Source organism: Streptomyces sp. F001, assembly GCF_004187715.1.
Classification (GTDB): Bacteria; Actinomycetota; Actinomycetes; order Streptomycetales; family Streptomycetaceae; genus Streptomyces; species Streptomyces flavusporus.
On sequence record NZ_QZWF01000004.1, the window covers coordinates 63,089 to 76,261 of the forward strand.

Sequence of the window (13,173 nt, forward strand, 5' to 3'; positions counted from 1 at the left end):
CTCCGACCCGGCTCCAGGGGAAACGGCCCCCAGTGACGCCGCCCGCTCCGAACTGACCCACTCCGAACCACCGCACGGCATCCGCCCTTGAAAGGACCCTTGTGAACAGGACTTCCGCTCCTGTGGATTCGCCCACGTCGGGCGTCTGGGAGGAGCTCGTCACCACCGCACTGCTCGGCACGGACCGGCGTACGCCACCCGGCGCCGCGCCCGGCCGGGAGGCGCCCGTGGCGCTGCTGAACGCCGCGGCCATGGAGACCGTACGTCGCCGAGCCGGACTGCGCCCGGCGCGGCCGGCCCAGCGCCCGGCAGCAGCCCCCGAGGACCCGCGCCCTCCGCTGCCCGCACCGGCGGCCCACAGGCTCGCGATGCTGCTGGCCGACCGTCCCGGCACCGCGGGCGGCGGACGCAGAGGCACCGCACCGGACCTCATGGAGCTGCTGCCCCAGTGGCTCGCAACAGCGAACGCCCGCGGTTTCATGGCACCCCCGGAGGCCCTGCCCGCCCTGCTGGACGCGGCCCGGGGCCGTACGGATCTGCGGCCGGCGGCGCTGACCTTCGCCGGCCCACGTGCCCTGTGGCTCGCCCGGCTCAACCCGGACTGGCGATTCGCGCTGCGCGCGACACCGGGCGGAGGCACGTCGCTGCCGCACCTCGACGACACGGACAAGGTGCAACAGCTGTGGCAGGAGGGCCTGTTCGCCGAACGCGTGGCTCTCCTGGCAGCCATACGCGCCCATGAACCCGGCACCGCACGTGAGCTGCTCGCGACAACCTGGGCGACGGAGCGGGCCGAGGACCGGCTGATGTTTCTCGACTCACTGCGTACGAATCTCGGCGACGAGGACGAGGCGTTCCTGGAACAGTCCCTGTCCGACCGCAGCCGCAACGTCCGGGCGACGGCGGCGGAGTTGCTGTCGGCGCTGCCCGGCTCGGCGCTGGCCGCACGCATGGCGGTGCGGGCCGGTGCCTGCGTGGCCGTCGACCACACGCGGGACACCCCGACGATCACCGTCGAGGCGCCGCACGAGTGCGACGCGGGCATGGAGCGGGACGGGGTCGTCGCCAAGGCGCCGGCAGGACGGGGTGAACGGTCCTGGTGGTTCGGCCAGTTGGTCGAGGCGACCCCCCTCGAAACGTGGCCGGGCCGGCTCGGCGGCCGGACGCCCGAGGAGATCGTCGCTCTGCCGGTCACGGACGACTGGCAGGGCGAACTCCACGCCGCCTGGTGCCGGGCGGCGGTAAGACAGCGGAACGCCGACTGGTCGCGGGCCCTCCTGGGGGCGCCCCGGGCACCCGAGGCCGGCGGCCCGGGGGCGGTGTCCCTGGCCGAGCGGGCCAAGCTGCTGAGCACGCTGGGCACCGACGAACGCGCCGAGTGGGTGGCCGGCTTCATCGCGACGCACGGTCTGTCCGAGGCGTTTCAACTGCTGGGCGTGTGCGACGTGCCATGGGCGCCGCAACTCGGGCGCGCGGTCGTCGACGCGCTCAACATCGCGCGGGACGCCGGGAGTTATCCATGGAGTTTCAGCGGAGTGATGGGCCTGGCCGAACGCTGTCTGTCCCCCTCCGAGGCCAACCGCCTCGACGGGCTGCTGGCGGTACCGGACGAACCCGAGAACGCGTCACCAGGAGCCGGCGGCTACTGGGCCGAGGCCTTCCAGCGCCTGGTCACCACGCTACGTTTGCGTGCCGCCATGGCCGAGGAACTGGGAGCGGAACAGGAGGAGGGGCTGCGGGGCCTTGCCTGAGCGGCGGACCGGCCGCCATCCGGATCCGCACCCGCAAACAGGCCGGCACCCAGACACGCCCCCAAACGGACCGCTGTCCGGCCACGAGCCACTCCCACGGCTCATCACCCGCACACCGTCACTCCAACGGCCCACCGCCGAAACCGAGCCACACCAACAGACCACGCCCGGACACACCACACCAACGACCCACCGTCCAGGCCCGGCCCACGCCAACGACCCACCGTCCGGACCCGGCCCACACCAACAGACCACGCCCGAACACACCACACCAACGGCCCACCGTCCAGGCCCGGCCCACACCAACAGACCACCGCCCAAACCCGAGCCACACAACCAACGCGAACGCCACCCACGTCCGCCCCGGGCCTACGCCCCCGTCGTCTGCCGTACGTTCGCCCGTACCCAGTCCACGATCGACGCGGTCGTGGCCCCCGGCGTGAAGATCTCCGCGACGCCCTTCTCCTTCAGCACAGGGATGTCCCCCTCGGGGATGATCCCGCCGCCGAACACCAGGATGTCCTCCGCTTCGCGCTCCTTGAGCAGGTCGATCACGGCTGAGAAGAGCGTGTTGTGCGCCCCGGAGAGGATGGACAGCCCGATCGCGTCCGCGTCCTCCTGGATCGCGGTGTCGACGATCTGCTCGGGCGTCTGGTGGAGGCCCGTGTAGATGACCTCCATACCGGCATCCCGCAGCGCCCGCGCGATCACCTTCGCCCCCCGATCGTGGCCGTCGAGTCCCGGCTTGGCCACCACCACGCGGATCGGACCGGCTGCCACACCCATCACTGCCTCCAAGAAGCGATTACATCCACCCGTACCGACAAGTACCGGCCACTATCGACAAGTACCGCACAGAACGGCGCCCACCAGAACAAGGCCACCCACCCCGCAACCACCGGGGAAGTGAACGAACGTTATCTCCAGCATCCCGCAACCGGCAGTTTCGCGAGGCAGACCGAGGGGGAAATCACACAGTGGGACATATTCGCCGCGCAGTGTTCCAAGTCTCCGCGGCCACCCCCGCGCACCCACGCGGACCAGGGGGCGTGGAGGGGAACACGCGCAAAGAGAGCCGCAACGAGGTCGCCGTACCTCCACGCCGCAGGCCGCGCGGCGTGGGGTGCGGCGCATCGACCGGAAACGAAGGGCACGACAAGCAGACAGGGCACGTAGGGCAGGCCCCCCACCCCATCCCCAACGGCGCCGTATACGCCGTACCGGGGCCGGCCCCACTCACCCACCGGAACAACCCCACTCGCGCCCCGTCACCACCTCCGTCGCGGCTCGCACGGGCGCACACGGGGGACAGAGCCGTCCTCCGCGTGCCGACAGGAGGTCGGCCATGAAGGTCACGCAGGTCACCAGGGCACTGCTGCCCTTTCAACCGCTCTGCCACCGCCTGCTCCCGAACAGCCTGGCGGGGCTCTCACTGGCCATCCTGAAGGCGGCCGCCCTCGAGGTCGCGATCCTCGCGGGCCACCTCCTCCTCTACCCCTCCGGCATCATTCAGGAGCGCCGGACGCCGCCCGCCCTGGTCCCCTCCCAGGACGGCGCGGCGCGCCTGCCGACGCGGGCCAAACCCCCGGTGGTCCTCCTGCACGGTTTCATCGACAACCGCTCCGTCTTCGTTCTGCTGCGCCGTTCCCTCGCCCAGCACGGCAGGCAGCACATCGAGTCACTGAACTACTCCCCCCTGACCTGCGACATCCGTACGGCGGCCAAGCTGCTCGGCCGGCACATAGAGGAGATCTGCGAGCGCACGGGCAGCACGCAGGTCGACATCGTCGGACACAGCCTCGGCGGACTGATAGCGCGCTACTACGTCCAGCTGCTCGGCGGCGACACCCGCGTCCGGATCCTGGTCACGCTCGGCACCCCGCACTCCGGCACCCGAGTGGCCCCCTTGGCGAACGCGCACCCCATAGTGCGCCAGATGCGCCCCGGCTCAGCCGTCATCGAGGAGCTGGCCGGCCCGACACCCGGTTGCCGTACGCACTTCGTCAGCTTCTGGAGCGACCTCGACCACCTGATGGATCCGCTGGAGTCCGCCTGCGTCGACCACCCCGACCTGCTGGCGCAGAACGTGCGGGTGAGCGGGATCGGCCATCTGGCCCTGCCCGTGCACCCGGCCGTGGCGGCCGGAATACGGCAGGCCCTGGACGGCGCCTACGACACCACCCCGCAGGGAAGCGGGCCTGCAGCGCACTCCGACGACCTCACCGTGGCCTGACAACACGACCGTGGCCGGCCAGTACGACCTCGAACAATCTTCGAACACAAACCCAAACCCGTGCCCGCAGTCCCCCGAAACACGGCCGATTGCCCGTTTCCTGCGCGCGCGAAACCTGCCGAAGATTGTCGCGCCCGCGTACCGCCGGGTACAGTCGCCGCACTGCTCTGCCAGCCCCTGTTGTCGAGGCGAAAGAGAAGTTGGTGAACGACCGTCACCCGTCGGGGACCATGACCACCCCGGCTCCGGCTTCCGAAGCCGCCTCGGCGTCTTACGCGCCGTACGGCACGCAGGAAGCCCAGTACGGCGACCTCACCACGTACGGCGCCTACACCGCCAACGGATTTGACACCGGCAGCCACGCCACCGCGGCCACCACCACGACGTTCGAGACCGACCCCCTCTTCGGCGATCTCACGGGCAGTGGTCACGACACCGGCGCGTACGACGCCACGCAGTGGTCCACCGGCAGCCACCAGACCCTCCACTACGACCCGTACGCGGCCCAGCATCATGCCGCCTACGACACCGGCGCCTACGACACAACCGCCTGGACCACCGGCCATCAGCAGCTCCCTCTCATCCCGCAGCAGGCGGGAGCGCCCGACGCCAGCGGCCAGTGGGACGCGAGTGCATGGGTCCAGCCGGAGCAGCAGCCCGGCAGCCCCGCCGACCAGACCCACCAGTGGGAATGGGGCACGCAGACCTTCGACTCCGGCGCGTACGACGCCACGCAGTGGAACTCCGACGGCACCACGGCCGACGCCTACGAGCAGCACGCCGAACCCTTTCCGCAGCAGGCCGAGTCCTACGAGCACCACGCCGAGAACTTCGGCTCGCACGCCGAACCCTTCGACCAGCAGGCGACCGCCACCTTCGAGCACGTCGACTACGACGAACCGAACGCGGGTGACGGCGAGTCGGGCGTGACCGGCGAGATGCCCACCACGACCCCGTCCCTCCTCGACGACCAGGAGGAGGTCACCCCGGCCCCGGTCTCGCGGGCGGCCTCCCGCAGCGGGGCCCGCTCCCGTCGCCGTACGCCCGCGAAGCGATCCGCACTGCTGACCGTCGCCGTGCCCTCGGCGTGTGTCATGGGCGTGGCGGGCATCGCCGCCGCCTCCGTCGGCAACCTCGGCGGCGACGACCAGGAGGCGTCGACGACCGCGGCGGACGCCCCGGCGGTGAAGCCGTCGGCCGCCAACAACCAGTTGGACACCCAGCTCGAGAGCCTCACGGCGGAGGCCGACGACTTCGCCGACCGGGCCAGCCGTACCCAGGAGCGCATCGACCTCAAGGCGCAGCAGGCGGCCGAGAAGAAGAGGGCGGCGGCGGAGGCAGCCCGCAAGGAGCGGCTGCGTCCCAAGTACGCCCTGCCGGTCGCACAGCACGGGCTCAGCGCCTACTACGGCCAGGCCGGCATCAACTGGATGTCCGTGCACACCGGCATCGACTTCCCGGTCTCGTACGGTTCGACCGTGATGGCCGCGACCGACGGCACCGTCCGTACGGAGTACAACAGCGCGTACGGCAACATGATGATCGTGACGGCGATGGACGGCACGGAGACCTGGTACTGCCACCTCTCCAGCTACCAGGTCGCCTCCGGTACGACCGTCAAGGCCGGCGACCCGATCGCGCTCTCCGGCAACTCCGGCAACTCGACCGGACCGCACCTGCACTTCGAGGTGCGGCCGGGCGGCGGTTCGGCGGTCGACCCGCTGGCCTGGCTGCGCAGCCACGGCCTCGAGCCGGCGTAAGCACCGAAGCTTCCCCTGAGCCCCCGCCGATTGAGCGGGGGCTCACTTCGTACCGCCCGGAACAGCTACAGCTTCTCCACCGGTGCGTACCGCAGAAGCAGTCGCTTCGGCTTGGTGTCCCCGAAGTCGATCGTCGCCTCCGCGTTCGCGCCGGTGCCCTTCACCGCGACGACGGTCCCGAGCCCGAACTGGTCGTGCGTCACCCGGTCCCCCACCGCGAGGGAGACCACGGGCTTCTCTGCGGTCCGGCGCGTGGCGAACCCGGACGCGCCCGACGCCGACGAGCGGGACGACGACAGCGACGCCGCCACGCCCGAGACCGGGCCCGCCGGAGCCAGGGAACCACCCGTGCGCTTCCAGTCCACATGCGCCGCCGGGATCTCCTCCAGGAAGCGGGAGGGGGGGTTGTACGAGGGCTGCCCCCAGGCGCTCCGCATTGCCGAGCGCGTCAGATACAGCCGCTCACGCGCGCGCGTGATGCCGACGTACGCCAGGCGGCGCTCCTCCTCCAGTTCCTTGGTCTGGCCGAGGGCACGCATGTGCGGGAAGACGCCGTCCTCCAGGCCGGTCAGGAAGACGACCGGGAATTCGAGGCCCTTGGCGGTGTGCAGGGTCATCAACGTGATGACGCCGTCGCCCTCCTCCTCGTCCGGGATCTGGTCGGAGTCGGCGACCAGCGCGACCTGCTCCAGGAAGTCGGCCAGCGTGCCCTGCTCGCCCTCGCTGCGCTCCTGCTCGAACTCCAGGGCCACGGCGGCGAGTTCCTGGAGGTTCTCGATCCGGGTCTCGTCCTGCGGGTCGGTGGAGGCCTGCAACTCGGCGAGGTAGCCGGTGCGCTCGAGCACTGCCTCCAGGATCGTCGCGGGGCCGGCGCCGGACTCGACGATCGTCCGGAGGTCCTCCATGAGCGTGTTGAACCGCTTGACGGCGTTCGTGGAGCGCGCGGCCATGCCGTACGCCTCGTCGACGCGCTTCAGTGCCTGCGGAAAGCTGATCTTCTCCCGCTGGGAGAGGGCGTCGATCATCGCCTCCGCGCGGTCGCCGATGCCCCGCTTGGGGACGTTGAGAATACGGCGCAGCGGGACCGAGTCCTCCGGGTTGGCCAGCACGCGCAGGTAGGCCAGTACGTCCCGGACCTCCTTGCGCTCGTAGAAGCGCACGCCGCCGACGACCTTGTAGGGCAGGCCGACGCGGATGAAGATCTCTTCGAAGACACGGGACTGGGCGTTCGTCCGGTAGAAGACGGCGACGTCCCCGGCCTTCGCCTCGCCCGCGTCTGTGAGGCGGTCTATCTCGTCGGCGACGAACTGGGCCTCGTCGTGCTCCGTGTCGGCGACATAGCCGGTGATGCGCGCGCCCGCGCCCGCGTTGGTCCAGAGGTTCTTCGGGCGGCGGGACTCGTTGCGCTCGATGACGGCGTTGGCGGCGGAGAGGATCGTCTGGGTGGAGCGGTAGTTCTGCTCCAGCAGGATCGTCGTCGCGTCCGGGTAGTCCTCCTCGAACTGGAGGATGTTGCGGATGGTCGCCCCGCGGAAGGCGTAGATCGACTGGTCGGCGTCACCCACCACGCACAACTCGGCGGGCGGCAGGCCGCCCTCGCTGGGTGGTACGTGCTCGCCGTGCCCGCCGGTGCCGACGAGTTCGCGTACGAGGGCGTACTGGGCGTGGTTGGTGTCCTGGTACTCGTCGACGAGTACATGACGGAAGCGGCGGCGGTAGTGCTCGGCAACATCCGGGAAGGCGCGGAGCAGATTGACCGTCGTCATGATCAGGTCGTCGAAGTCGAGGGCGTTCGCCTCGCGCAGTCGCGACTGGTACAGGGCGTAGGCCTGGGCGAGGGTCTTCTCGAAGCCGTCGGTGGCCTGGGCGGCGAAGTCCTCCTCGTCGATCAGCTCGTTCTTGAGGTTGCTGATCTTGGCGCTGAAGGACTTGGGCGGGTAGCGCTTGGGATCGAGGTCCAGGTCGCGGCAGACCAGGGCCATGAGTCGTTTGCTGTCGGCGGCGTCATAGATCGAGAACGACGACGTGAAGCCGAACTTCTTGCTCTCCCGGCGCAGGATGCGCACGCACGCGCTGTGGAAGGTCATGACCCACATCGCGTTCGCACGCGGACCGACGAGCTGCTCGACGCGCTCCTTCATCTCGCCGGCTGCCTTGTTGGTGAAGGTGATCGCGAGGATCTGGCCCGGGTGCACGCCCCGCTCGGCGAGGAGGTGGGCGATGCGGTGGGTGAGCACGCGGGTCTTGCCGGAGCCGGCGCCGGCCACGATGAGCAGGGGGGAGCCGGAGTGGACGACGGCGGCGCGCTGGTTGTCGTTCAGCCCCTCCAGGAGCGCTGCCGCGTCCATGGCCGGACGCGCGGCGCCGTCGCGGTAGTACATGTCCCGGTCCGGGGGCACGTCGAACTTCCCGCCGAACAGATCGTCCGGGATCGGCTCCGGAACGTGATCGTCCTCGGGCGGCGGCGGGTGCTCCTCGTGGGCCCGCTGGGCCTGGAGGTCCGCCAGGAAGCTGTCGTCAAAGAGGCTGCTCATCGCTCTCCGAGTCTAGGGCGCCCCACCGACAACCCGCGGCCGCCCCGAGAACATCCCCGGCCCGGAATACCGTCGATCTTGGTGGTGCGACCGGAATCACATCGGATGCAGCGGCCGGCGACCTTCCATCCCTACCCACCCCACGTCGGCTCACTCTCCGAGCCCACCCCGATACCACCCGCGACCACTGACTGAAAGTCACGAAAATGTATCGGGCATATCACCCACCAACCTTCACACGCACCACACGAGTTGGCTACCGTTCCGGGCAGGCCGTACGACCCCCACCGGCGAACGTCGCCGGGCCGCACGGCCTCCGCCGAGTCCGGTGCGCCCCTGTGGCTGCCGGAGCCGGGGACCCAACCGACTCTGGGGTGAATCGGTCCGACTCCCTTTCCGGGAGGGGACCGTAGGGCAACCCTTCCGAACCACCCGCCCGAACCCGACAGCTAACCCGGTAGGCGGCCCATGGAAGGAGTCGCCTCCCTTGGCGTCGCACCGTAAGTCGCGTCCCACGGGCGCGCGCGTCGCAGGCATACGGACCCCCGCGCTTGCCACGGCTGCCCTCACGTCTGTGGCCCTGCTCTCCCAGACGGCCAATGCCACCCCCTCGGCCGACGACAAGCCGAGCCTGGAAGAGGTCGAGAAGAAGGTCGACGACCTCTACCGCCAGGCGGAGTCGGCGACCGAGAAGTACAACGCAGCCAAAGAGAAGACCGAGAAACAGCGCAAGCAGGTCGACACCCTTCTCGACGACGTCGCCCAGCGCACCCAGAAGCTCAACGAGGCGCGCGAGGAGCTGGGCTCGTACGCGGCGGCGCAGTACCGGACCGGCGCCTCCGCCCCCGACACCGCGACCTTCCTGCTCGCGGACTCGCCGCAGGACTACTTCGACCAGACCCAGCTGATGGGCAGGCTGACCAGTCGTCAGAAGGGCGCGGTCGACGACTACTTCACCCAGCAGTCCGCGACGGTGGAGAAGCGCCAGGAGGCCACCGAGAGCCTCGAGACGCTCACGGAGTCGCAGAGCGATCTGAAGACGGCCAAGGCCACCGTCCAGAAGAAGCTCGCCGACGCGCGCGAACTGCTGTCGCAGCTGACCGCCGAGGAGAAGGCGCGACTGGCGGCGATCGAGAAGAAGAAGCAGGAGGAGGCCGAGCGCAAGGCCGCGGAGCTCGCCCGGCAGCAGGCGGAGGAGGAGCGGCAGCGCCAGGAGGCCGCCGCGCAGCAGGAGCAGGAGGCCGGAAGCGGCTCCTCCACGGAGACGGGCACAGGAACCGAGTCGGGCTCCGGCACCTCGGCCCCCGACTCCTCGTACGCCACCAAGGCCGAGAAGGCGCTCGCCTTCTCCCGCGCGCAGATCGGCAAGCCGTACGTCTGGGGCGCGACCGGCCCCGACTCCTACGACTGCTCCGGCCTCACCCAGGGCGCGTGGAAGGCTGCCGGCGTCTCCCTCCCGCGCACCACCTACGACCAGGTGAACGCGGGCACCACGGTCTCCCTCGCGGCCGCCCAGCCCGGCGACCTGGTCTTCTTCTACGACGACGTCACCCACGTCGGCATCTACATCGGCAACGGCATGATGATCCACGCCCCGAAGCCCGGCACGTACGTGCGCGAGGAGTCGATCTACTACGACGGGGAGTCGTCCATCCACAGCGTGGTACGACCGGCCTGACGGGCGGAGGCAAGGGGCGGGCGGGACGGCACGCCCCGGGGGGACTTCCGTGGGCACGCGCGCGTGGTGGCGTTTTTCGCAGGCACGCGCGCGTGGGGGTGCTGTCAGGCAGGCGCGTACGAGAGGCGCGCCTGCAGGCTCGCGCGCCCGCCGAAACGGCCCACGCTCGGTGTGAGCCCGTTGCCGCGCGCCCGCGTGGTTTTCCACGTGCCCGCGCGCGTGGCCCGCTCACGCGGCGCAGGGGGCTCCTTAGCATCGGCGCATGCCCGGCTCCTCCTCCCTCCGCGCCTGGTGGGCGCAGCATCCGCCGGCGGCCGGGGCCGCCGTCATGGCGACCGGTACCGTCTCGGTCGGCCTGCATCTGACGGGCTACGAGGTCCTGTCCCGGATCCTCCTCGTGGCGGCCTGCGCGGCATGGCTGGCCCTGGCGGCGGACGTCGTCACACGGCTGCTGCGGCAGCAGGAGCGCTGGATGACGGAGGCGGGAACACCGGCGGTGCTCACCGCCGTCGCCGCGACCGCCGTGCTGGGGACCCGTTTCTCCGCGCTGGACCGGCAGCCCCTGGCCGCGGCGCTGCTGGCGCTGGCGACGCTGCTGTGGCCGGTGCTGCTCGTGCCCGTCGTGCGGCACCGGCAGCGGCGGCGTATGCCAGGGGCGGTGTTCCTCGGGACGGTGGCGACACAGGGACTCGCCGTGCTCGGTGCGACCCTCGCGCAGGCCGAATCGGCGGCGTGGCTCGCACGTGCGGCGCTCGTACTCTTCTGGCTGGGCCTCGTGCTGTACGGCCTCGCCCTGGCCCGCTTCGATCTGCGGCAGGTGATCGAGGGGCCGGGGGACCAGTGGGTCGCGGGCGGCGCGGCGGCGATCTCGGCGCTCGCCGGGGCCCAGCTCATCGCCGCCGACGGACCGGGCCTGTACCTCTGGAACGACGACAACAGCGGCGTCCTGCGGACCGTGACCGTCGCCCTGCTGGTCCTCGGCCTGGGCTGGTACGCCGTACTGCTCGCCGGCGAGGTGGTCCGGCCGCGTCTGCGCCACGACGTGCGCCGCTGGTCCACGGTCTTTTCGATGGGTATGGCGGCAGTGGCGGCCCTGGCTGTCGCCGCCGCTGTCAACATCTCATGGCTCGAGTGGCCCGGGGAGATGCTGCTGTGGATCGCGGTGGCGGCGTGGCTCGCGGTCGCGGTCGGGGCGGTCGCGGCCGCCCGGGAGGCCGTACGCCCCACGGCGCCCGGGCACCCCGGACCGTGAGCCGCGGCCCTCGGCCGGGGCTCAGGTCCAGAGCACCGCGATGAAGACGTTCGCCGTGGTCAGCAGGCCCACCAGGCCGAACAGACCCTTGTCCACCTGCTCCTCGTCCCGCTTCACGTAGACGAGACCGAGGATCACGATCAGCAGAGCCAGCTTCACACCGATCTTGATGTTGTTGACGGACTGGTCGTCGGCCTGGTTGAGACCGACCAGGATCACACCGGTGACCAGCATGGTCAGCGCACCGTGCAGCATCCCCGGGCCGAATCGGGCGGTGCCCTCACCCATCGCCTTCATCTGGGAGAAGAAACCGCCGAGCAGGGCGGCGATGCCGATGATGTGCAGGCCGACGAAGAGGTTGATGAGTACGTCCATGGAGCCGGAGCCTAATCAGGGCCCGGGCACCACTCGGCACCGGCCTGCCGACCCGGCGCCCGGCGGCCGGCGGCCTGGGACGCGGGACGCGGGACGCGGATGCATATATGCGCGCCATAGCACCTCCGCATGCACGCATGCCCCGTAAATCGCACATCGGTCATCGCGCTGCGTGAAGGCGACGGCCACGGATCGGGATCACGGTCATATCCGGTCGCCCCGCGGTCCCCTCATGTCAGTTCCGCACAATGCGTTACCGGTCCGACACACCCAGGTCTAGCGTCCTGCATCAGGTGACCGGCTCCCCACCGCCGTCCGGGCCAGGGGCGGCAGCCGGACACCTCCGCCGAGAAGGTCCGGCGGCGGCCCCACTCCCCCTGCGCGGGGCGCCGCCGGACGCGGAGACCGCATCGGAGCGGTCAGCACGGTCCGCCCGGTGGCCGTACGGACCAGCGGTCGTCCAGGTCGTCCGAGTCGTACGAAAGGACGTGCAGTCCAGTGGCAGCGCATCGCAAGCCCCGACAACGCTCGGCGGGCGGAACCAGGGCCCGTACGGCGGCGACGATCGCTATCGCGGGAGCGGCGAGCGCGACCGGCGTCAACAGCATCGGGCACGCCGAGCCGCAGCTGACGCCGGGGCAGGTCAAGGCCAAGGTGGACAAGCTGTACCAGGAGGCCGAGGTCGCCACCGAGAAGTACAACGGGGCGAAGGAGAAGGCCAAGACGGCGGAGGAACGGCTTCAGTCGCTGCAGGACGAGGCCGCCCGCAAGGAGGAGCAGCTCAACTCGGCGCGGGCTGCGCTCGGTTCGTTCGCCGCGGCGCAGTACCGGAGCGGTGGCCTCGACCCTGCGCTGCAACTCGCGCTCTCCGAGAACCCCGACCGGTACCTCGAGGGTGCCACGTTCGCCGAACGTGCGGGCAACCGGCAGTCCGCCGCCGTGGCGCGGGTCCGCAGACAGCTGCGCGAGATCGAGCAGTTGCGCGGCGCCGCCCGCGTCGAGCTGACCTCACTGCAGTCGCGGCAGGCCGAGCTGAAACGCCACAAGAAGACCATCACCGGGAAGCTGGACGCGGCTCGGCGGCTGCTGTCCCGGCTGACGGCCGAGGAGCGGGCGCGACTCGCGGAGGGCGAGGGCACGGACCGCGCCTCGCGGGCCGCCACGCCCGGACGCGACAGCCTCTCCGCCACGGCCGCGGCACCCAACTCCCGTTCCGCGGCGGCAGTCTCGTACGCCTACCAGAAGCTCGGCAGCCCCTACGTCTGGGGCGCGACCGGCCCGGACGCCTTCGACTGCTCGGGCCTGATCCAGGCCGCGTACCGCTCCGCCGGTGTCTCCCTGCCCCGCACCACCTACGCCCAGATCGATGCCGGCCGCCGCGTCTCCCGCTCCGAACTCCTCCCCGGCGATCTGGTGTTCTTCTACTCCGGCATCAGTCACGTCGGCATCTACGTCGGCAACGGCCAGATGATCCACGCCCCGAACCCCTCGGCGCCGGTACGGCTGGCCCCGATCGACGAGATGCCCTTCGCGGGGGCGACCCGGGTCGTGTGAGGGAGTCCGGCGCTGCTAATGAAGCATCGACAGGGC

Annotated in this window: 9 protein-coding genes and 1 riboswitch; of the genes, 6 read left to right on the forward strand and 3 right to left on the reverse strand. The window is 70.7% G+C overall.

The window, feature by feature from the left end:
• The first annotated feature begins 101 nt into the window (after positions 1–101).
• Positions 102–1,751 carry a DUF5691 domain-containing protein gene (locus StrepF001_RS17425; RefSeq protein ID WP_129799193.1) on the forward strand — a complete coding sequence of 550 codons (1,650 nt, stop codon included), beginning with the start codon at positions 102–104 and terminating at the stop codon, positions 1,749–1,751.
• A 369-nt stretch (positions 1,752–2,120) separates the two neighbouring features.
• Here the strand turns inward: StrepF001_RS17425 and StrepF001_RS17430 are convergent, their stop codons facing one another.
• Positions 2,121–2,537: a cobalamin B12-binding domain-containing protein gene (locus StrepF001_RS17430; RefSeq protein WP_129799194.1), complete on the reverse strand. Its 417-nt coding sequence runs from the start codon at positions 2,535–2,537 to the stop codon at positions 2,121–2,123.
• Positions 2,538–3,096: 559 nt separating this feature from the next.
• Here StrepF001_RS17430 and StrepF001_RS17435 point away from each other — a divergent pair.
• Both StrepF001_RS17435 and StrepF001_RS17440 read left to right on the forward strand, forming a co-directional pair.
• A complete protein-coding gene (locus tag StrepF001_RS17435; protein WP_129799195.1) occupies positions 3,097–3,984 on the forward strand; it encodes an alpha/beta fold hydrolase in 888 nt (295 codons plus the stop codon).
• Positions 3,985–4,187: 203 nt separating this feature from the next.
• The gene (locus tag StrepF001_RS17440) at positions 4,188–5,744 is read left to right on the forward strand and encodes a M23 family metallopeptidase (RefSeq protein ID WP_129799196.1); all 1,557 of its coding nucleotides are present in this window, start codon (positions 4,188–4,190) and stop codon (positions 5,742–5,744) included.
• Between the two features lie 65 nt (positions 5,745–5,809).
• Here StrepF001_RS17440 and pcrA read toward each other — a convergent pair whose 3' ends face one another.
• Complete coding sequence (gene pcrA / locus StrepF001_RS17445; protein ID WP_129799197.1) at positions 5,810–8,278, reverse strand: DNA helicase PcrA; 2,469 nt, start codon at positions 8,276–8,278, stop codon at positions 5,810–5,812.
• 307 nt (positions 8,279–8,585) lie between these two features.
• Positions 8,586–8,758, forward strand: a riboswitch (cyclic di-AMP (ydaO/yuaA leader).
• A 7-nt stretch (positions 8,759–8,765) separates the two neighbouring features.
• On the opposite strand from pcrA, the gene StrepF001_RS17450 reads away from it, so the two are divergent.
• Both StrepF001_RS17450 and StrepF001_RS17455 read left to right on the forward strand, forming a co-directional pair.
• The gene (locus StrepF001_RS17450; protein WP_129799198.1) at positions 8,766–9,956 is read left to right on the forward strand and encodes an NlpC/P60 family protein; all 1,191 of its coding nucleotides are present in this window, start codon (positions 8,766–8,768) and stop codon (positions 9,954–9,956) included.
• Positions 9,957–10,218: 262 nt separating this feature from the next.
• Positions 10,219–11,208, forward strand: coding sequence for a tellurite resistance/C4-dicarboxylate transporter family protein (locus StrepF001_RS17455; RefSeq protein ID WP_129799199.1), 990 nt, complete (start codon positions 10,219–10,221; stop codon positions 11,206–11,208).
• Between the two features lie 21 nt (positions 11,209–11,229).
• On the opposite strand, the gene StrepF001_RS17460 is transcribed toward StrepF001_RS17455, so the two are convergent.
• The gene (locus StrepF001_RS17460; protein ID WP_129799200.1) at positions 11,230–11,583 is read right to left on the reverse strand and encodes a hypothetical protein; all 354 of its coding nucleotides are present in this window, start codon (positions 11,581–11,583) and stop codon (positions 11,230–11,232) included.
• 498 nt (positions 11,584–12,081) lie between these two features.
• Here StrepF001_RS17460 and StrepF001_RS17465 point away from each other — a divergent pair, with 498 nt between their 5' ends.
• On the forward strand, positions 12,082–13,137 hold the full coding sequence (locus tag StrepF001_RS17465; protein ID WP_129799201.1) for a C40 family peptidase: 1,056 nt from the start codon (positions 12,082–12,084) through the stop codon (positions 13,135–13,137).
• Positions 13,138–13,173 lie beyond the last annotated feature (36 nt).

Coding starts and splice junctions, on each gene's coding strand:
- StrepF001_RS17430 (WP_129799194.1), bottom strand. CDS start 2,537: ATGGGTGTGGCAGCCGGTCCGATCCGCGTGGTGGTGGCCAAGCCGGGA.
- StrepF001_RS17435 (WP_129799195.1), top strand. CDS start 3,097: ATGAAGGTCACGCAGGTCACCAGGGCACTGCTGCCCTTTCAACCGCTC.
- pcrA (WP_129799197.1), bottom strand. CDS start 8,278: ATGAGCAGCCTCTTTGACGACAGCTTCCTGGCGGACCTCCAGGCCCAG.
- StrepF001_RS17455 (WP_129799199.1), top strand. CDS start 10,219: ATGCCCGGCTCCTCCTCCCTCCGCGCCTGGTGGGCGCAGCATCCGCCG.
- StrepF001_RS17460 (WP_129799200.1), bottom strand. CDS start 11,583: ATGGACGTACTCATCAACCTCTTCGTCGGCCTGCACATCATCGGCATC.